Below are 17,656 nucleotides of genomic sequence, written 5' to 3' on the forward strand. Positions count from 1 at the left end.
TTATGTAAGGAAAAGGAGTACCTTGGATGAGGTGCTCCTTTTCATCTTTTCTGATGAGGTGATTTTTTATGTTGTTCAAAAATAGAGCGCTATTCGCTATGTTGATTCTGCTCATTATGCTGGTTGGCTGCAGCTCGCAGCCTGAAGCGTCGACTGGCTCTGCCTCCTCGGCTACTCCGTCGACAGCTCCGTCGGCTGCACCCATTGCCAGTGCAGCCCCAACACCGGATGCTGCAATGCCTTCGCCTTCGCCTGCACCTGTATCGGGGGAGGCAACGACTCTGCTTGTTACTCATTCCAAAAGTGATTATATGTCTTTCCTAGATCCAGTTACGGGACGATTCAACAAACTGACGGTTGGCAAAGCGCCTTTTGCCATTGCCGTGGGGCCTAACCATCGCGCTTATGTAACCACCGCTGAGGGTGTTGCTGTTGTGGATACGCAGCAGCGCAAACGCTTAGCTCTTGTGCCTTATAGAGCCGCTGACACTATCGGCAAGCCCCAGTTTGGCGAATACCGTCCCGGCGGAATGGGGCTTGCGGTCTCTCCTGACGGCAAATCCGTCTATGTCGGCGTTTATTTGACTGGCCGCGGCGGAGACGGTACGAAGAGCCAACTGGAGATCTTGGATGCGGAGAAGCTCGTCATGACAGGAAGCGTCGCCGTAGGCGTCCGACCGTTCGATGTCGTGACCAGCCTCGATGGCAATGAGGTTTACAGCATCGATCACGACTCCTACTCCGTGACAGCTGTCGATCCTGTGCAGCTGAAGGCTCGCACCCTTGAGGCTGCACCCTTCGGCAAAGGCGGCTTCGAGAAGCCGCACTATGCAGCGGTTCGCGCTGACGGCCGCCTGCTTTTGCCCTATCAGGGACGCGGTCTGATTGTGCTCGACCCTGTCAGCGGCAAGTACGAGACGAAACCGTTGACGGGCAATACGCATCAGGAAGGCGTGACACTTACGCCTGAAGGCAAGCTGCTGCTCGTCATCGGCAACGGGGCGGCAGGAAGCGCTAGCGGCAAGCCAAACTTGACCGTGCTTGACGTCAACACGTATGCCGAGAAGATCATCCCGCTTGAGCGTATGCACCAAATGGTCGCCACCAGCGCTGACGGACGGTACGCATACCTCACTGGCGGCGTCACTTACGCTGATACAGGCTGGAACGGGATGAGCGTCGTCGACCTGGCTTCCGGAGCTGTCCGCGACTTCGAGGTACCGGATTATCCGCTGGATGTGCAGCTTCTTTCGGAATGATTGACTTTGGGAAGCTGATAAGCGTGCTTTCGAGACGGTCTTTTCGGACCTTTCAGCTGCATCTAGCATTTAGCTACTGTTCACACTCTGAGACGGCTTTTTGGGCGCTCTCGGCTGGCGTTTTGTGCTATACACACCAGTTTTCACTACCGAGACTGCCTTTTCGGCACTCTCAGCTGCATCTAGCTACTTTTCACACTCTGAGACGGCTTTTTGGGCGCTCTCGGCCGACTTTTGTGCTGTACACACCAATGAAACGCCCTTTCAGCGCTCCCAAACAAAAATCCCCCTTATCTGAAATCAGACAAGGGGGATTTTTGCGTTCACTCATGCTTAGCCATATAACCTACCCCTGGGTAGGTGACAATGAGTTCGATGCCTTCGGCAGCGCTTTTGATCTTCTGCCGGATGCGGGCGATGGTGACGCGCAGGTACTCGACTTCATCGCGGTACTCGCTTCCCCAAACCTCGCTAAGCAGCTGCTCGTGGGTCATGACTTTCCCCGCATGCTGCAGAAGCAGCGCAAACAAGTTGTACTCGGTCTCTGTGAACTTGACCTCGGTATCGCCCAGCCAGATGCGGCGCTGGGCGAGGTTCGCCGTCACCGGACCGAGCGTAATTTCGCTCGTAGTGACGGAAGGCGCCATGCGGCCATCCATGCGGCGCAGCACAGCGTTCACCCGGGCAAAAAGCTCATCCAATGAGAACGGCTTCGTCAAATAGTCGTCCGCTCCAAGGTTGAGCCCCTGCACTTTATCCGCTCCGTTGCTCCTCGCGGTCAGCATAATGACCGGTACGCTGGAGTAGGAGCGCAGCCTTTTTAGCACATCGAATCCGTCCATGCCCGGCATCATCAGATCGAGCAAAATCAAATCCGGATCGAACTCCTCCGCCTTCTCCAGCGCTTCCGCCCCGCTCTGACAGGTCAAGGTTTCAAAATCCAAGGATTTAAGATTCGCGGCGACGAAACGCACAATTTTCGGCTCATCATCGACGATCATGATTTTTTTCTTGTTCATTTCCGTTTTCCTCCCCTAAGTACCTCGGTATGAAGAGGGTAAACGTGCTTCCCTCGCCGAGCCTGCTTTCCACGTGAATCTCTCCGCCGTGCGCCTGCATAATTCCTTTGCATATCGCCAGGCCCAGCCCTGTGCCTCCAGTTTGACGGCTCGATGAGACATCTACCCGGTAGAACCGGTCAAATAATTTGTCCACATGCTCCGAGGCGATGCCGATGCCATTATCCTGCACGTCCAGTTTCACGTAACGCTCGTCGGCATGAGCCATAATACGAATGATCGGATGCCCCGTATTATAGCGTACAGCATTCGTGAACAGGTTCACGAGCACTTGCTCCATCCGCAGTTTATCGGCATAAATCAGCGGCGTATCCTCCGCCACCTGCACCTCGAATTGCGTATGCGCATCATTCGCTTGCTGCGGGAGTCTTCGCATGGCGCTCTGGACAACGGCTTCCACACGCAGCGGCTGCGGGTTGATCCGCATCGCGCCGGAATCGATTTTGGAAATATCGAGCCAGTCGTCAATCAGATCCTGAATACGGCCGATATCCTCGTGAATCCCCTCCAGCAGCTCCTGCTTAAAGCTTTCTTCCCACTGCGCGTCGACGCGAAGGAGCGTTTCGACGCTGCCGCGAATGCTTGTGATTGGCGTTTTGAACTCATGGGAGGCCAGTGAGATCAGATCATTTTTCAAAGCGTCGATTTCATGCTCCTTCGTCATATCGCGCCAAACGTAGCCGCGGCCAAAAACCCGCCCTTCTCTAGCTACCTGGAAAGCCGATACCATCATAAAGCGCTCTTTGCCTTGACCGGTTTTCACGGTAAACGCGCCTTGCACTCTCGGCTCCACTGTCAGCTTCTCCAGCTCATCCTGACGTTCAGGAAGCAGCAGCGCAATGCGGTCAAACAAAGCAGTTTCCTGCATAATAGCCAGTTCAGACATCGGAATAGCGAAAATTTCAGCCATCCGGTGATTGGCATACACAACATGATGCTCCATATCGATCAACACGACGGCGTCGGACATACTCTCCAGCACCGCGTTCAAAGTCGCATGCTCGTCCTGCAGCCGCTGGGTTCTCTCCTCGACGCGATCCTCCAGCTCGCTATTAAGCTGCAGCAGTGCGCCTTGATTCTCTTTGATCTGCTCCGCCATCTTGAAAAAATGGTCCGCCAGCAATTGCAGCTCCAGTGGCGCCCCCTTTGGAACGACCCCACTGTCCGGCTCTACGAATGTGCCTCCGGCCAGCCGCTGTGTGTATCCGACTAGAGCATGAATGGTGCCGTTCAATCTTTTGGCCAAAAAACTGCCGAGCAGCACCGTCAAAAAGAGCGTCATCACTAGCAGCAAAACCGTAATGCTCAGCGATTCAGTGAAAGCGGCATTGACCGCTGCTTTCGACTTACTCACCCAAACAATCCAATCGATTTCGGGAATGACTTTGTAAGTAATCAGCTCTTTTTGAGCAGAGTTGCTTAGCACATAGGTCCCTTCGCCCTGCCGCTGAGCCCGTGCATCTGCAACGACAGGCTCCTTCGATAGATCCGCCAACGTTTCGGTCAGCGTCCCGTTCGGGTGATAAACGGGCTTGCCCGCATGATCCAGCACCACGGGATACGCTTCTTTCCCGTAGTCGTATTTCGTGACAAGCTCCTTGATCGGCGCAAGCTCCAGCACAGCGAGCACGAAGCCATCCTGCTGTTTGATCCCTTTATAAATCGGCACAGCAATAGCGACAGAAGGCAGATTCTGCCCCTCGGGTCCGCGAAAAAGCGAGGAGATGATGGTGTTTTGCGCAGCTTGCACCCGTTTGGTGTAATCCCGGTCCTTCACATCGGTGCCTATCAGCGAATCATTCGCTGTGGTGTGCGCGGCTTTGATGAAGCCATTCTGGTCGACAACATAAATGCCTGTGAAGCCCGCCAAATTTTGCTGCAAGGATTGCAGCTTTAGCTTCAAACTCTCAGGCGTTCGGAAGGCTGCATCCGAGGCTGTAATCGTGGCCGCCAGCGTTTCAACGGCATTGCGGTGGTAGTACATATAATCCTGCACGGCGTCGCCAAGCCGGTAAGTCGTCATCTGCTGATTCCGATTGGACTCCTGGGTAATATGCGTAATTTGGTAAACCTGAAAGGTACCGAGAATCAGGATCGGAATCATCGCCATAATCGCGAAAGTGACCGTCAAATGTGATCGCATCGAATATTGCTTCAAAAGCGTTCCTCCGCTCTGCGTTGATTCTTTTATTTTATCACTAGCAAAAATGTAATGAAAATGAAATATGATCTTCATCTGCTTTTAATGAACTAGGCCTATAATAAGTCTCAACCCCCCTTTAAAATATATAGACTTAAGACTCACAGCCCGTTGCTGTGGGTCTCTTTTTTTGCCTCGGGAAAACTTGGATCTCTGGTCTGCCCTTGCTATAATGTATAGAAACTAAACAAAAAGGGCGGCTATCCCATGGACAACGATCTCGTCATCACATACAAATTTCGTGAAATTAAGAATGCCCTCTCTTCTTATTTGACGCAAGTGCTTCCCCCTTTTCACATTTCTCCGGTCATGATGTATGCCTTAGAATTTCTTCGCAAGCATCCGGACTGCATCGCCGTTGATATTGCGAACGAATTCGGTCTGACCCGCGGAGCGATTACCCAACTGCTGGATAAGTTGGAAGAGCAGGAGCTTGTTATTCGCAAGCCTCATCCGACCAGCCGCAGAAGCCTTCTTATTCAATTAACGGACAAAGGAAATACACTCATAAACGACATCCTACTGGCGTATAATAACAAAATCGAACAGCTCTTCACGCCCTATACCGAAGAAGAACTTGCCCAGCTTAAGCAGCTTCTGGAGAAACTGCCGCTATAATTGGAAGATCCCGACCGCTTTGCGTTGGGATTTTTTTAATGACTTGACTATTTAGTTAAACTAATATACTGTATAGTTATTAAACAATTTACAACATTAACATTTGGAGTGATTAAATATGAGCAAAATTATCGCAATTACCGGCGCTTCCTCTGGCATCGGCTTGGCTACGGCCCTGAAATTTGCAGAGTCGGGTTGGACGGTTTATGCCGGAACACGCAACGTAGAGCGTGACCGGGAGCTGCATGCGCACCATGCAAATCTTCATTTTATCGAAATGGAAGTAACAAGTCCTGAGTCGCTGGAAAAGGCTTTTGCCGCAATCGACAGCAGTCACGGCCGTCTCGATGTTCTGTTCTGCAATGCCGGCTTTGGATTTCTAAGAGCTCTGGGGCAGGCAACGATGGATGAGATTCATAACGTTTTTGATACGAATGTCTACGGCGTTATGCATACGATCCGTGCGGGGCTGCCGCTTTTACGCAAGTCAGATGCCGGGCATTTGGTCGCAACAACCAGTGTTGGAGGCTTAGTCGGCCAACCCTTCAATGAAATCTACTGTGCAGCAAAATTTGCCGTGGAAGGCTTATTGGAAAGCTTGGCCACCTACTACAAGCCCACGTTCAATATCGACGTCACGTTGCTTGAGCCCGGAGCGATCGCAACTAACTTTAACCAAACCGTCCTCGGACATGTCCAAAAAACCGGAGGCATCCTGGAGGATGAATATAAACCGATTATTACCCAGTATTTAGACGCCTTCGCCAAGCGTAATTCCGTGCCCCAAACGTCGGAGTCTGTTGCTGAAGTCATGATGAAGCTCATGGATATGGAACCCAAACCGCTGCGTATCCGTACGTCGGAAGCCGCGGAAGCTTTCGTGCAATACAAAGTAAGTCAGGACCCTACCGGACTGGAAGGTATGCTGAACACACGCAAGCTTCACTTGAATTTGTAATTAGGACCGGCCCGAATCCAGTCGTGGATTGACGGGCAGGTCTTTTTTCTGTGATGTGTAAAATCTTTCTTGCATAAACTAATGTTATTAGTTATTATACTATTATAGTTAGCTTATAAACGGAGGATGTTGCCTTATGATGAATGTATTGCAAGCTGCCAACCTGGGTATACGGTTTCTTTTGGAGCTCTGCCTCCTTGCATCCCTGGGCTACTGGGGTTTTCACGGTGATAAAAGCACGCTGCTCAAAATTGTTCTGGGCATTGGCACACCGCTTGTTGCCACGGTCATTTGGGGCCTGTTCTTGTCACCGAAGGCTTCCATTCCCATGGCTCAGCCCATTCCCTTTATCCTTGAGCTCGCCGTCTTCGCCATCGCCATCATCGCCCTTTATTCAGCCGGCAAGCCTTCTCTTGCTGTTGCATTTATGTTGATTTACATCGTTAATCGCACGCTTATCTACCTCTGGCATCAATAGATGCGCCCTGGCAGATTGAAAAAAGGACCGCCCCATCCGTTCCCCGGATAAGGGCAGGTCCTTTTCTTTTTTATAGGTGAGCAAAAAGCTGGCCATCTTTGACCACAACGTCATAGCCGCTTAGGCTTTTGGTCGGCACATTTAGGCATGCTCCCGAGTGCAAATCAAATGTCCAGCCGTGCATCGGGCACACGAACTCCCCTTTTTCAGCCTCCACAATCGCGCCGGCATGCGGGCATCTGCTTGAAACGAGCCGGTATGCAGCCCCATCCTCCGTTTGAATTAACCAATACAAGTTCTTATCGAATACGATTTCTGCGGGCAACTTCGTGAAGCTTTCCTCTAGCCCTAACAGAACTTCTTTCATGTTGACACCCCCCTGTTCCCTTATGTTCCAGCATACAGTTTACTACATTTTCGTCATTTCATTTAGGCGCCTTATTGGAGAGACGTGCACAACGCATCCTTTTACACATAATTTCCCACAATGTTGCGATAGGATGTCCATAATCTTGGGGTACAGTTAAGTTGTAAGGGAGAGACACTCACCTGCACACCCCAAATTGAGAGGAGTTTTCTAAAATGAAAACACAATGGAAACGTCGCGCAAGTCAAGCTAGTCTGCTAGCTTTCATGGTAACAATGGCATTCGGAGCAGTCGGAGGCGCATCGGCGGCTGACGCTACTTCTGCAGAGACTAAACCAAGCATCGCGGTAACATCGGCTACGCCGGTAACGGCAGTCAGCGCGGTTCAGCTGCGCACAAGCTCCAACTTACTGATGCAGCCGACTCATGAGCGTAACTACTTGAAGCTGCTTGTCAGTACATATGCTCCTGAGAGCTTGACCGAATGGAAACAAGCCTTAGAGGATCGCAAACAAGCCGAGAGCGAGATGCCGAAGCCTACTTTTGCCACGAAAACGGTGATCAAAGGCACAGCTACTGCTCTGCCAATCTCACCAAGCGGCTCCGAAACTAAAATGTTCAATCTTGAGTCTGCTCCCGCTCTACTTGATGGAGAAGGAGCTCAAGGGGTCCCAGGCAAAGAATTACGGGCAATGACCATTATCAAAGATAACGCAGAGGCGACAACCACCATCCAAGCACTTCCACTTGAGGGAGCGATCTCTGGTGATATAATGAAAGCGGAGCCGTCCGAAGAATTCAAACGCCAACAAAAACTTGCGGAAGCCGTTGAAGCCGACGACGCATCAGCAATTCAAAGCTTGCTGCCTGAGCTGCTTGCTGATTACAAAAAGGAAACGGAATCGCTGCGCACAATAGCGAAAACAATGAAAGAACACGCCGCCAAAGCCGAAGATCAAAAACCAATGGAAAAATTAGAAGAAGCCAAATAATTCATATAGATAAAAGAAATCCGCACTTTCCGGTGGACCGAACGCATATTCTGCGAACGGGTCCGCCTTTTCCCTATCGCCATGTAGAAAGAAGGAGAAACATTCATGTATCGCATCTATTTAGTGGAAGACGAAGAGCATCTTAGGGGCGTGCTTGCCGCCTATTTGGAGAAAGAGGGGTGGCAAGTGCGTTCGTTCGCTGACGGGACCTCGGCAAGATCCGCCATATCCGAGCGGCCGGACTTGTGGGTCCTCGATATCATGCTTCCGGGTGTTGACGGCTATCAATTAATGCGCGAAATTAAGGCGGATCAGCCGGCGCAGCCCGTTATTTTCATATCGGCGCGGGACGCGGATATCGACCGGATCATTGGCCTTGAGCTGGGAAGCGATGACTACTTAGCCAAGCCGTTTCTGCCTCGCGAGCTTGTCATTCGTACGCGCAAGCTGCTGGAACGGGTCTACGCCGTACATCCCTCCGGCATGACGCTCGCACTGCTTGAACGCCGTACGAAGATGAATATAGCTCCGTATATGATCGATGAGCAAGCGCGTACCGTGACAGCAGAGGATGGAAACAAAGTGGAGCTTACCTCCAAGGAGTTTGAGCTGCTGCTTTACCTAGTGAGCCATCACGGACAAGTGTTGGAGCGTGAACAAGTGCTCCGGGCTGTCTGGGGCATCGACTATTTCGGGACAGACCGGGTTGTTGATGATTTGGTGCGAAGACTTCGCCGCAAGCTGCCGGAGCTGCGTTTAGAAACCGTATATGGATACGGATATAGGATGGTGAAAGCATGACGCTCAGATTAGGACAATGGCCGCTCGCCATGAAGCTTTGGGGAGCATTTGCAGCGTTAACGCTGCTCATTTTTACATTGCTTGCCGTTCTGCTGCCTTGGACGTTGAAGGGATTTTTTACGGAGCAGCTGTACGATATTTTGCTTGATACACAGAGCGGACTTCATATGGAAGCAACTACAATGGCAGCACCGTCCTTCTCCCTGACGACAAAAGCTGGAACAGCGCTAAAAACGAATGTAGCGACAGATATCGTGACGGATGTAAAGCCGTTAGTTCCTGCCGCTTCGTCAACGCTTTATGTTTCCAAAATGGAAGCATTGTCAGATTTCGAGAGAACCGAGACCAGCAGCGCAATGCCCGCTATTCCCCTGGAAGCTTCCATCGCAACCCGGGTGATGTCTCCCTTTACAGCAACTCTGAGCGCTCCGGCCATCCGGCATTTTACGATTAGCGGAACCCAAGAGGCTCAGACACTTAATAAAACTGTTACAAACGGCGAGCCCTTCATGCAGGCCATGGAGCAGGATGCATTCGCCCAAAAGCTACCCGTTGCCAAATACACAACCAGCATTGATAAGAAAAGTATTTTCTACGTGATTCGCAAAGAAATCGTTCAAGGTCAGCCCAGTTTCATCGTATCTTATGCCTGGGGAAATTACCGCAACGACCTGGTTATGACCATGTTCGGAAGACTCATGCTGATGATGGTCGGGCTCATTGTAATCTCATGGCTGCCTTGCCTGATCATCGCCCGTTACTTCACGCGTCCTCTTGTTCAGATGGAGCGCCACGTCGGGCGCATGGCTGAACGCGATTGGCATGAACCGATCGAAACAAAGCGCAAGGATGAGGTCGGGCGTCTGGCAAAAGCGATTGAAGCGATGCGTGAGCGTCTTGTGCGCCAGGATCGTGCGCAGCAATTTTTCCTGCAGCACACTTCTCACGAGCTGAAAACCCCGGTCATGGTCATCCGCAGCTATGCGCAGTCCATTCTTGACGGTGTTTTCCCGAAAGGAACTTTGAGCGAGAGTTTAGGCGTGATTTTGAAGGAAGGCGAACGCCTCGAAAAGCGGATTCGCGATCTGCTTCTGCTCAATAAGTTGAATTATGTCACGGCGAGGGAGAAGCCTTTCCGCACTTTTGAGATGACTGAGGTCATCGAAGATGTGGTTGAGCGGCTGCGCTATCGCCGGCCTGACATCAAATGGGACATGGAGCTTTCCCCTGCCACCTTGCATGGCGATCCTGACCAATGGAAAATTGCATTGGAAAATATGCTCGACAACCAGCTGCGCTATGCCCATAGCGGCATTCGGATTATCGCCACGGCGGTATCCGGCAGCGGGGACAAGGATGCTGCGGCCGGTTTCTCGCAGCTTCAGATTAGCAACGATGGCCCGCCCTTGGATCAGGCCATCGCGGACAGCCTCTTCGAGCCCTTCCGTTCCGGCGGCGACGGCCAGTTCGGGCTCGGTCTTGCCATCGTGAAGCAGATCATGGATCATCACGGCATGAACGTGCGTGCCGCGAATGAGCCGGACGGGGTTTCCTTCTATATTGAGCGCGGAGAGGCGCATATGGATGGTAAGATTAAGGCGCCGAAGGTTTCTTGAGGGGGTGTGGGGGTCGGGCTTCGGGCTTCGGGGCTTCTGAGGTTCTGAGGCTCTGAGGTTCTGAGGTTCTGAGGTTCTGAGGTTCTTGGCTTGCGGGGTTGCGGGGTTGCGGGGTTGCGGGGTTGCGGGGTTGCGGGGTTGCGGGGTTCGCGAGCTTCTGGGGTTTTAAGGGGAACTATGATCCCCTATTTTCCATGAAATCGGCGAATCAGCCGAGCAAAGGGAACTACGGTCCTCTATTTGCCCCGAAAAGCTTATATATAAGCATTTCGGGGCAAATAAGACCCTGTAGTTCCCTCTGCGTGCTGAAATCGCCTATTTCGCTCAAATAGCCCCCTGTAGTTCCCCTATGATCAAGCGATCGTTGATGCACCGCCCCCAGCGCACCAAGAGGCTGTCCCATAGACGAGTCATTTCCATGACTTTGTGGGACAGCCTTTTGTGCAGTTATGCTTCTGCGGTCAAAATAAAGGAAAAAAATCCCTCTAAATTGACTGCAGAAACCTGTCAGATCCATTTAGCTGGAAAACCTCCCTCTATTTGCACCGATTTCGTGAGAATTCACTAAATCCAGTCAAATTAACGGGAGGTTTTCCTTCAAATTCCCTGCAAGGTCATCATTCGAGCAATTTAGTGGGAGATTTTCCTCTTAGCTTACCGCGCCTTCTTCGAAAAGCTCGGTTTTGGAGCCGTACAGCCCTGTCCGTTTCACCTACATCAAGCCGCTGCCCTTCTCTGGTTACGGCCCATCGCCCACAGGGTGAGCCAAATCAGGATGAAGCCGGCAAGCTGGCCTACGGTTAGCTTTTGCCCGAAGACAAGCCAGTTCATGAAGACGCCAACAGCCGGGAAAGCGAGTTCCGCAAGCGTTGCGAAGAACGCCTTGGTCGAGGACAACCCCTTATAATACAAGAGCATAGAGAGCAAGCCCGGGAAAAACGCCTGGAACAGCAAGTTCACCGCGATAAGCGTCAGTCCGCCTCCCGTTCCGGTCACGTGCCAGACATCTCCGCTCGCCAGAAGCACAACGGTCAACAAAGGAATGGCGAGCAGGAAGCGCAGCGATGTGACGATGGGGAAATCCAATTTTTTCTGCAGCAGGAACTTGCCCATGACCGTCGAGCCGCCCCATAGGCCCGCAGCCAATATGGAGAAAAGACAGCTGACGGTGCCTAGATCCTTAAGGCCCATTTCTGGCGACGAGAAGCCGAAGGTCAGCAGGTACGTGCCAAGAAGCGCCACTGCAATATAGGCAAAAAATTTGGAAGGCAGCGTCTCTTTGAGCATCACGCGGGCCAAAATGATCGCGAATAAAGGCTGCAATTTCTGCAGAAGCAGGATCGCGTTTGCATTGCCGTGCGCGAACGCAGCCGTGAACAAAATCGTAGCGATCGCCGATCCGCCCCATGAGATGAACAGCAAAGCGCCAATGACCGCAAGCGTCAGCTTACCGGCTAAGGTTTTGCGGTACTTCACCAGTGCCGGCACCGCATAACAGGCAAGAACCAAATGCTCGATAAACACGATTTGCGCCGAGGTAAAGCTTTTCAACAACAAGATCCGAAAGAGCGGATCGAGACCCCAGAGCGTAGCTCCAAGCGCCACATACCAAATCCCGCTGATCCCGCTCCAGCGTGTTGAAGTTACACTCGCACGCTTGGCTCCAAACTTAAATGCATTTTCCAATTCAAAAACCTCCTAAGGAATTTTGAATTGAACCCTCTGAAAAGAGACAATGCCCCCGCTTGTCGATCAGCGGGGGCATTGACAAACAGACCTGCCAAAAACATAAGTTTTTGACAAGCTGTTATTCACCTTCTCCCATCCGGACTTTAACCGTCGGCCTTGGAATTCCACCAAGTCAGTCCCAGCCTAACAGGCCGGGAGTCGCGGGCTTGAGATACAACGCACGTATCCTCACCGCCGGTAGGGAATTACACCCTGCCCCGAAGGTTCAACTTCTATTGAAGTGTATCTTATCATGTTACAGTTTGACTGGCAATACATTTTTCAACCTGAAACCGATAGCATTTTGAAAAATGTACTGCCGCCTACACCGCTTTCCGTCTCTGCATCAACTGTTTCAAGCTGTGCAAATTTGCACAAACCGTTCCTGTAATAACGATCACCACACCTGCAGCCGTTACCCAAGTGATGGTCTCTCCGTAAAAAACGACCCCGACGGCCAAGGCAATCAGCGGAGATATATACAGCCATGTTGCCGGAAAGACCGGATTTGTTTTAGCTACTAACCAATAGAACAGACTGTGTCCCACCATTGAACCGATCACGATTAAATAAAGCAAGGAGCCGGCCGCTTTTGGAGAGAATAGGCTTTGAACGTCCACATGTTCTGTGAAAAATGACAAAATCAACAGCAGCAAGCCTCCGCAAATCATCTGTGCCGCATTCAGCGCGATTGGCGATGCCTCGGGGAATTGCTGAATGACGCGTTTGGAGTACAAGGCGCCGCAGCAATAGCACAGCTCGCCGACCAAAATCGCCGCGCAGCCGATCACCCAAGCGATATTCCCGGATACAGCAAGCTGCGGAAGCAGCAGGATAACGATGCCTGCGAAGCCGAGGATGCAGCCGAATACGGAGAGCGCCGTCGTTTTCATCCGCAGCACGAAAGTTTGCAGCATGAGAATCATAATCGGCCCTGTGGCCGACAAAACGGCGGCTATTCCAGAAGATACATACTGCTCTGCCCAGTACAAGGTGGAGAACGTTCCGAACGTCAAGCCGATCCCTGTAAGCAGCATTTCTTTGCGGAATAACAGGGCTAACGAAGCTTTTTTCTTCCACATCAACCAACCGAACAAAATCAGACCTGCTATGAAAAATCTCAAACCCGCCGAGAAAAAAGGCGGCGCAGAAGCGTCTACCCCTACCTTAATCGCCAAAAAAGTCGTGCCAAAAATAAGACATACAAGCAAATAATTAAAAATAATCATGACTGTTCCCCCTCTTGGTATGTATCATACAAGGTAAGCGACAGAACAGATGCATGATAGCAGAACAGATTTCCAATGATTGCTTTATAATAGCGTTAGAAAGGGGAGGATCTGATGAAGCATGCGAAGTCATCCGGCGGAACAAAAGCTAACCTGCTGTTCAGACAGGCTTATGAGTATATCGTTACCCGCATGGATCGCGGCGAGTGGCAAGCACATGACAAGCTCCCCTCCATCCGGCTTCTTGCCCAAGAGCTTCAGGTGCACAGGCTGACTGTTTTTCGTGCTTACCAGCTGCTGAAACAGAATGAGAGAGCCTACGTGAAGGAGAAATCCGGTTATTACGTAAGTCCCTGCAAATCGGAGGAGCAAGCCCTTAACGAGCATGAGGAAAGCCCTCGTTCACTCACAGCGTCCAGCGTCTTAAAAAACGCATTGTCAGAAATTCAACAGATCCCTGTCAAATATCAATTTTCGCAAGCCTTGATCGATCCTAACTTGCTGCCGAATCTTTTTCTGTCCGAGCATGTGAAGCAGGTTTTCGACATCTATCCGAAGCTCATGGGCACCTACTCCAGCGCCCAAGGGGATGAAGAGCTTCGGGAATACTTGTGCCGTTACATGGTTCGGCATCATCATCTCCGGCTGACTGTCAGCGATATTCTGATTACGACCGGCGGCCAGCAGGCGATTGACTTAATCTCAAGAATCTATATCCGGCCTATGGATCCGGTCTTGGTTGAGCGGCCGACATATAGTGCCGCACTCGATATTTTCCGCCAGCAAGGGGCGAGGCTTGTGCCTGTCGAGATCACCCCGAACGGCTATGACTTGGCGGCTGTTGAGAAGCTTATGCAGAAGCATAAGCCGCGAATATTTTATATGAATCCTACGTTTCATAACCCGACAGGGTATACCGTCCCCGCGGCGCAGCGCAAGCTGCTGGTTGAACTGGCTGAACGGTACCGCTGCTTGCTGATTGAAGATGATGCGATCCACGAGATGTACTTGGATCAACCGCCTCCTCAGCCGATGTTGACTTACGATACCGAAGGCTGGGTCGTCTATCTCCGCAGCTTTAGTAAATACGTCGCGCCCGGACTGCGCATTTGCGCCGTCATGGGGGGACCGTCCGTCATCAAGCCGCTCATTACGGCCAAATCCTTGGCAGACAACGGCACACCGCTGGTTAACCAAAAAATGTTCCTGCATTACTTCGAATCCGCCCGGATCCAGCAGCATTTGGAGAAGCTGCGCATCGCCCTGCAAATTAGAAAAGAAATCGTCGAAGAGGAATTAGCCTCTACCGGATGGCATTGGATCAGTCCCCAAGGCGGCTTCAATCTATGGCTCCGGCTCCCGGACTTCATTCCGGTCGACCGGCTTTTGGAGGAATGCCTCCGGCACTCTGTCTCCTTCGTTCCTGGTGTGATCTGCGACCCGCTCAAGGAGATGCAATCATGGATCCGTTTGAGCTATTCCTTCGTGAATGAGGAACATTTGCGGGATGGCGTTAGGCGGCTTGTCGATATAGCCGGGCGTTATGGGCCGCAGCCGCAATAAAAAAACCGCCAGGAAATACATCCTGAAGCGGTTTTCACTTTTTTATTGAGCTGTATAGCCGCCGTCGACCAGAAGACTCGTACCTGTAATAAAAGAAGCCTCTTCGCTGGCAAGAAAGAGAACGGCTTTCGCAACTTCCTCCGGCTTGCCAAGCCGGCCCATCGGATGCAAGCTGACCAGATGCTCCGTAATCGCTTCATCTCTCCCCTTAATCAGCGGGGTGTCGATATATCCCGGACATATGGCATTGACGCGGATGCCTTCTTTGGCATAGGTGATCCCGAGGCTTTGCGTTAACAGCTTGACGCCCCCTTTGGCGGAAGCATAGGCGGTTACGCCGCTCTTGCCAACGTGGCTGTGAATCGATCCGCAATTCACAATCGCCCCGCCGGTACCCTGCGCCAGCATTTGTTCGATGGCATATTTGTCACAGAGGAAGACGCCATTTAAATTGATGTCGATCGTCTTTTGCCACTGTTCGAAGGAAAGCTTATGAGCCGGCGCATCGTTAGCAATACCCGCATTCGCGAATAAAATGTCCAACTTGCCATACTTTTGAACCGTCGACGCGACCATAGCTTGTACATCCGCTTCTTTGGTAACGTCTGTTTTTACAAACAAGGTATCCTTCCCTTGCCCGTTCAACTCCTGCGAAACAGCCGCGCCGCGGTCAGAGAAATCGGCGATAACCACTTTAGCGCCTTCCTCTGCAAATAAGCGCACAGATTCTTCTCCAATCCCGCTTGCACCGCCGGTTACGACAACGACTTTATTTTGAAATCGCATATAAGCACCTTCCTTATCTCATAATAAATATCAGGCGTGTCTCCTTAACGTGCGATATTTCATTGCCTTTTAAACTTATCTGCCATGCACGCCGCTTATCGATTGTCTTGGTGACAAGATTAAGTATAACGCTGCTTGGAGTAACATTAAATTAAGGGTTTATTAGGGCTTGTTAAAAATAAATGAAGGAATTTGCCCGGATGAATGTCGATCAACTGCGTTATGTCATCGAGGTAGCAAAAGTGCATTCCATATCGGCTGCCTCCCAAAATATGCATGTCACCCTACCCACCATCAGCCAGTCCATCTCTCATCTGGAAGCGGAGCTTGGAGTCAAGCTGTTCACTCGTTCCAGAAACGGCACGGTGCCTACGCCCGAAGGCATACATCTAATCCGAATCGCCTCCGAGATTATGGATAAAATCAACGAGCTGAAAGAAGAAGCCCAAAGTTATACCCATTCGCTTAGCGGCGAATTACGGCTGGCAACCATTCCCGGGCCCATGTCCTTACTAGTCAAAACAATCGCTGCCTTCAAAAAAGATTATCCAAACATCCAAGTCGAGATTTCCGAACAAAGCTCTCAAGACATCCTGAACGATATTCATCATCATAAAATCGATCTGGGCCTCATCATTCTGTACGAGGACCTGCAGCCCAGTATAGGCGAACTAAACTTCGCTAAAGTTATCGAAGCAAAACTGCAATGCTGCGTCAGCCGAAATAGTGCGTTAGCCTTGCGCGACTCAATCACCCCCGAAGACCTCCGGCGCTATCCGCTCGTCCTTTATAAAGAAGACTATATTCTTTGGTTCGTTGATCATCTGGCATCACGATACGGTCCTTTTAATGTCATGTTTACATCCAATAATCAAGAGGCGATCAAAGGCGCTCTGCGCGAGGAACTCGCTCTTACACTCGGGCTGGATTATACCTTTAACCATGCCGACAGCCTTTTGTACAAAGAATTCAAACTGCTCGCCATCGATACCCCCACCAATTCATTAGTTCCGCTTGGCTGGGTGCAGCACCCCAACAAGAGCGGTTCCAAGATCGTGAAACATTTTATCCGTCGATTAAAAATGCAGTTTGAGAGCTGAAAAAAAGAGGCCATTCCAGGCGGGTCAGGAAAGACCTTCCGGGACAGCCTCTTCATATTAAGCTTTAACCTTCGCTTTAATTTCTTCAAGTGGTTTATGATTGCCGTATTTCGGATACTCACGAGTAGATGGAGCAGCCCACTGAACCGCATTGGAGATCACGCGGCGGATTTGCTCGTTGTAGTAGGTACGGTATGTCTCGTGACCTGGACGGAAGTAGAAAATCTTCCCGTTACCGCGATTGAACGTACAACCGCTGCGGAATACTTCGCCGCCCTCGAACCAGGAAACCATGATCAGCTCATCCGGCTGCGGGATATCGAAGTGCTCGCCGTACATTTCCTCAGCTTCAAGGTCGATGTACTCTCCAATGCCTTCTACGATCGGATGGCCGGGCGCAACGACCCAGAGGCGTTCTTTTTCGTCAGCTTCACGCCATTTGAGGTCACAGGATGTGCCCATCAGCTTCTTGAACACTTTGGAGAAGTGACCGGAATGAAGTACGATCAGCCCCATGCCCTGCCATACGCGCTTTTGAACGCGATCTACGATTTCGTCCTGTACTTCGTCGTGCGCTTTATGTCCCCACCAAATCAGAACATCGGTATTATTCAAAACTTCTTCCGTCAAACCGTGCTCTGCATCATCCAGCGTCGCATACGTGATTTCAACATTGCCGGTAATGCCTTCGCCTATGGCTGTGTGAATCCCGTCCGGATATGCGGTGCGTACGATTTCACTTTCTTTTTCATGACGATACTCGTTCCAAACCGTAACTCTTAGCTTCTGACTCATCTTCTTATTCCCTCCAAGATAGCGTATTCATTCATACTGTTGAGTATAGTCCGTCCCTTCCCGGAATGAAAGGCAAGATTGTGCCTA

16 protein-coding genes and 1 riboswitch are annotated in these 17,656 nt (G+C 51.1%); of the genes, 9 read left to right on the top strand and 7 right to left on the bottom strand.

From position 1 onward, the window contains the following. Window positions 1-68: 68 nt before the first annotated feature. A complete protein-coding gene (locus tag GC097_RS16890) occupies window positions 69-1,259 on the top strand; it encodes a YncE family protein (protein ID WP_216625797.1) in 1,191 nt (396 codons plus the stop codon). 323 nt (window positions 1,260-1,582) lie between these two features. On the opposite strand, the gene GC097_RS16895 is transcribed toward GC097_RS16890, so the two are convergent. Continuing rightward, window positions 1,583-2,278 (bottom strand): response regulator transcription factor, encoded by a 696-nt coding sequence (locus GC097_RS16895; protein WP_171684466.1) that lies wholly within the window; start codon window positions 2,276-2,278, stop codon window positions 1,583-1,585. Continuing rightward, window positions 2,247-4,496 carry a sensor histidine kinase gene (locus tag GC097_RS16900; protein WP_171684467.1) on the bottom strand — a complete coding sequence of 750 codons (2,250 nt, stop codon included), beginning with the start codon at window positions 4,494-4,496 and terminating at the stop codon, window positions 2,247-2,249. Before GC097_RS16900 ends, GC097_RS16895 begins: the two co-directional genes overlap by 32 nt. Window positions 4,497-4,745: 249 nt before the next feature. On the opposite strand from GC097_RS16900, the gene GC097_RS16905 reads away from it, so the two are divergent. The 3 genes from GC097_RS16905 (at window position 4,746) to GC097_RS16915 (ending at window position 6,592) form a co-directional block, all read left to right on the top strand. Further along, the gene (locus GC097_RS16905; protein WP_171684468.1) at window positions 4,746-5,156 is read left to right on the top strand and encodes a MarR family winged helix-turn-helix transcriptional regulator; all 411 of its coding nucleotides are present in this window, start codon (window positions 4,746-4,748) and stop codon (window positions 5,154-5,156) included. Window positions 5,157-5,274: 118 nt separating this feature from the next. Continuing rightward, window positions 5,275-6,114 carry an SDR family oxidoreductase gene (locus GC097_RS16910; protein WP_171684469.1) on the top strand — a complete coding sequence of 280 codons (840 nt, stop codon included), beginning with the start codon at window positions 5,275-5,277 and terminating at the stop codon, window positions 6,112-6,114. Between the two features lie 136 nt (window positions 6,115-6,250). Next, window positions 6,251-6,592 carry a YrdB family protein gene (locus GC097_RS16915; protein ID WP_171684470.1) on the top strand — a complete coding sequence of 114 codons (342 nt, stop codon included), beginning with the start codon at window positions 6,251-6,253 and terminating at the stop codon, window positions 6,590-6,592. Window positions 6,593-6,662: 70 nt separating this feature from the next. Here GC097_RS16915 and GC097_RS16920 read toward each other — a convergent pair whose 3' ends face one another. Then, the gene (locus GC097_RS16920; RefSeq protein WP_171684471.1) at window positions 6,663-6,959 is read right to left on the bottom strand and encodes a Rieske (2Fe-2S) protein; all 297 of its coding nucleotides are present in this window, start codon (window positions 6,957-6,959) and stop codon (window positions 6,663-6,665) included. Between the two features lie 215 nt (window positions 6,960-7,174). On the opposite strand from GC097_RS16920, the gene GC097_RS16925 reads away from it, so the two are divergent. The 3 genes from GC097_RS16925 (at window position 7,175) to GC097_RS16935 (ending at window position 10,368) form a co-directional block, all read left to right on the top strand. Then, window positions 7,175-7,951 (top strand): hypothetical protein, encoded by a 777-nt coding sequence (locus GC097_RS16925; RefSeq protein ID WP_171684472.1) that lies wholly within the window; start codon window positions 7,175-7,177, stop codon window positions 7,949-7,951. A gap of 105 nt (window positions 7,952-8,056) precedes the next feature. Further along, window positions 8,057-8,752: a response regulator transcription factor gene (locus GC097_RS16930; protein WP_171684473.1), complete on the top strand. Its 696-nt coding sequence runs from the start codon at window positions 8,057-8,059 to the stop codon at window positions 8,750-8,752. Continuing rightward, window positions 8,749-10,368: a sensor histidine kinase gene (locus GC097_RS16935; RefSeq protein WP_171684474.1), complete on the top strand. Its 1,620-nt coding sequence runs from the start codon at window positions 8,749-8,751 to the stop codon at window positions 10,366-10,368. The genes GC097_RS16930 and GC097_RS16935 overlap by 4 nt, the downstream gene beginning before the upstream one ends. A 717-nt stretch (window positions 10,369-11,085) precedes the next feature. On the opposite strand, the gene GC097_RS16940 is transcribed toward GC097_RS16935, so the two are convergent. Together GC097_RS16940 and GC097_RS16945 are read right to left on the bottom strand one after the other, a co-directional pair. After that, window positions 11,086-11,991 carry a DMT family transporter gene (locus GC097_RS16940; protein WP_312875687.1) on the bottom strand — a complete coding sequence of 302 codons (906 nt, stop codon included), beginning with the start codon at window positions 11,989-11,991 and terminating at the stop codon, window positions 11,086-11,088. Window positions 11,992-12,177: 186 nt separating this feature from the next. Then, window positions 12,178-12,326, bottom strand: a riboswitch (FMN riboswitch). 93 nt (window positions 12,327-12,419) lie between these two features. Next, window positions 12,420-13,325 (bottom strand): DMT family transporter, encoded by a 906-nt coding sequence (locus tag GC097_RS16945; protein ID WP_171684476.1) that lies wholly within the window; start codon window positions 13,323-13,325, stop codon window positions 12,420-12,422. A gap of 114 nt (window positions 13,326-13,439) precedes the next feature. On the opposite strand from GC097_RS16945, the gene GC097_RS16950 reads away from it, so the two are divergent. Next, window positions 13,440-14,888, top strand: coding sequence for an aminotransferase-like domain-containing protein (locus tag GC097_RS16950; protein WP_171684477.1), 1,449 nt, complete (start codon window positions 13,440-13,442; stop codon window positions 14,886-14,888). Window positions 14,889-14,930: 42 nt separating this feature from the next. Here the strand turns inward: GC097_RS16950 and GC097_RS16955 are convergent, their stop codons facing one another. Then, entirely contained in the window at window positions 14,931-15,674 is a 744-nt protein-coding gene (locus tag GC097_RS16955; RefSeq protein WP_171684478.1) for an SDR family NAD(P)-dependent oxidoreductase, read from the bottom strand. Window positions 15,675-15,874: 200 nt separating this feature from the next. On the opposite strand from GC097_RS16955, the gene GC097_RS16960 reads away from it, so the two are divergent. Continuing rightward, the gene (locus tag GC097_RS16960) at window positions 15,875-16,774 is read left to right on the top strand and encodes a LysR family transcriptional regulator (protein ID WP_171684479.1); all 900 of its coding nucleotides are present in this window, start codon (window positions 15,875-15,877) and stop codon (window positions 16,772-16,774) included. 57 nt (window positions 16,775-16,831) lie between these two features. Here GC097_RS16960 and GC097_RS16965 read toward each other — a convergent pair whose 3' ends face one another. Next, a complete protein-coding gene (locus GC097_RS16965) occupies window positions 16,832-17,569 on the bottom strand; it encodes a ThuA domain-containing protein (RefSeq protein WP_171684480.1) in 738 nt (245 codons plus the stop codon). Between the last annotated feature and the right edge of the window lie 87 nt (window positions 17,570-17,656).

Origin of the sequence: Paenibacillus planticolens, from assembly GCF_013141725.1 — a bacterium.
Classification (GTDB): domain Bacteria; phylum Bacillota; class Bacilli; order Paenibacillales; family NBRC-103111; genus Paenibacillus_E; species Paenibacillus_E planticolens.

What these genes read in the sequence shown, in the direction of transcription:
- GC097_RS16935 (WP_171684474.1), top strand. Translation starts at nt 8,749, where the DNA reads ATGACGCTCAGATTAGGACAATGGCCGCTCGCCATGAAGCTTTGGGGA.
- GC097_RS16920 (WP_171684471.1), bottom strand. Translation starts at nt 6,959, where the DNA reads ATGAAAGAAGTTCTGTTAGGGCTAGAGGAAAGCTTCACGAAGTTGCCC.
- GC097_RS16905 (WP_171684468.1), top strand. Translation starts at nt 4,746, where the DNA reads ATGGACAACGATCTCGTCATCACATACAAATTTCGTGAAATTAAGAAT.
- GC097_RS16895 (WP_171684466.1), bottom strand. Translation starts at nt 2,278, where the DNA reads ATGAACAAGAAAAAAATCATGATCGTCGATGATGAGCCGAAAATTGTG.
- GC097_RS16945 (WP_171684476.1), bottom strand. Translation starts at nt 13,325, where the DNA reads ATGATTATTTTTAATTATTTGCTTGTATGTCTTATTTTTGGCACGACT.
- GC097_RS16910 (WP_171684469.1), top strand. Translation starts at nt 5,275, where the DNA reads ATGAGCAAAATTATCGCAATTACCGGCGCTTCCTCTGGCATCGGCTTG.
- GC097_RS16930 (WP_171684473.1), top strand. Translation starts at nt 8,057, where the DNA reads ATGTATCGCATCTATTTAGTGGAAGACGAAGAGCATCTTAGGGGCGTG.
- GC097_RS16965 (WP_171684480.1), bottom strand. Translation starts at nt 17,569, where the DNA reads ATGAGTCAGAAGCTAAGAGTTACGGTTTGGAACGAGTATCGTCATGAA.
- GC097_RS16925 (WP_171684472.1), top strand. Translation starts at nt 7,175, where the DNA reads ATGAAAACACAATGGAAACGTCGCGCAAGTCAAGCTAGTCTGCTAGCT.
- GC097_RS16950 (WP_171684477.1), top strand. Translation starts at nt 13,440, where the DNA reads ATGAAGCATGCGAAGTCATCCGGCGGAACAAAAGCTAACCTGCTGTTC.
- GC097_RS16890 (WP_216625797.1), top strand. Translation starts at nt 69, where the DNA reads ATGTTGTTCAAAAATAGAGCGCTATTCGCTATGTTGATTCTGCTCATT.
- GC097_RS16960 (WP_171684479.1), top strand. Translation starts at nt 15,875, where the DNA reads ATGAATGTCGATCAACTGCGTTATGTCATCGAGGTAGCAAAAGTGCAT.
- GC097_RS16955 (WP_171684478.1), bottom strand. Translation starts at nt 15,674, where the DNA reads ATGCGATTTCAAAATAAAGTCGTTGTCGTAACCGGCGGTGCAAGCGGG.
- GC097_RS16915 (WP_171684470.1), top strand. Translation starts at nt 6,251, where the DNA reads ATGATGAATGTATTGCAAGCTGCCAACCTGGGTATACGGTTTCTTTTG.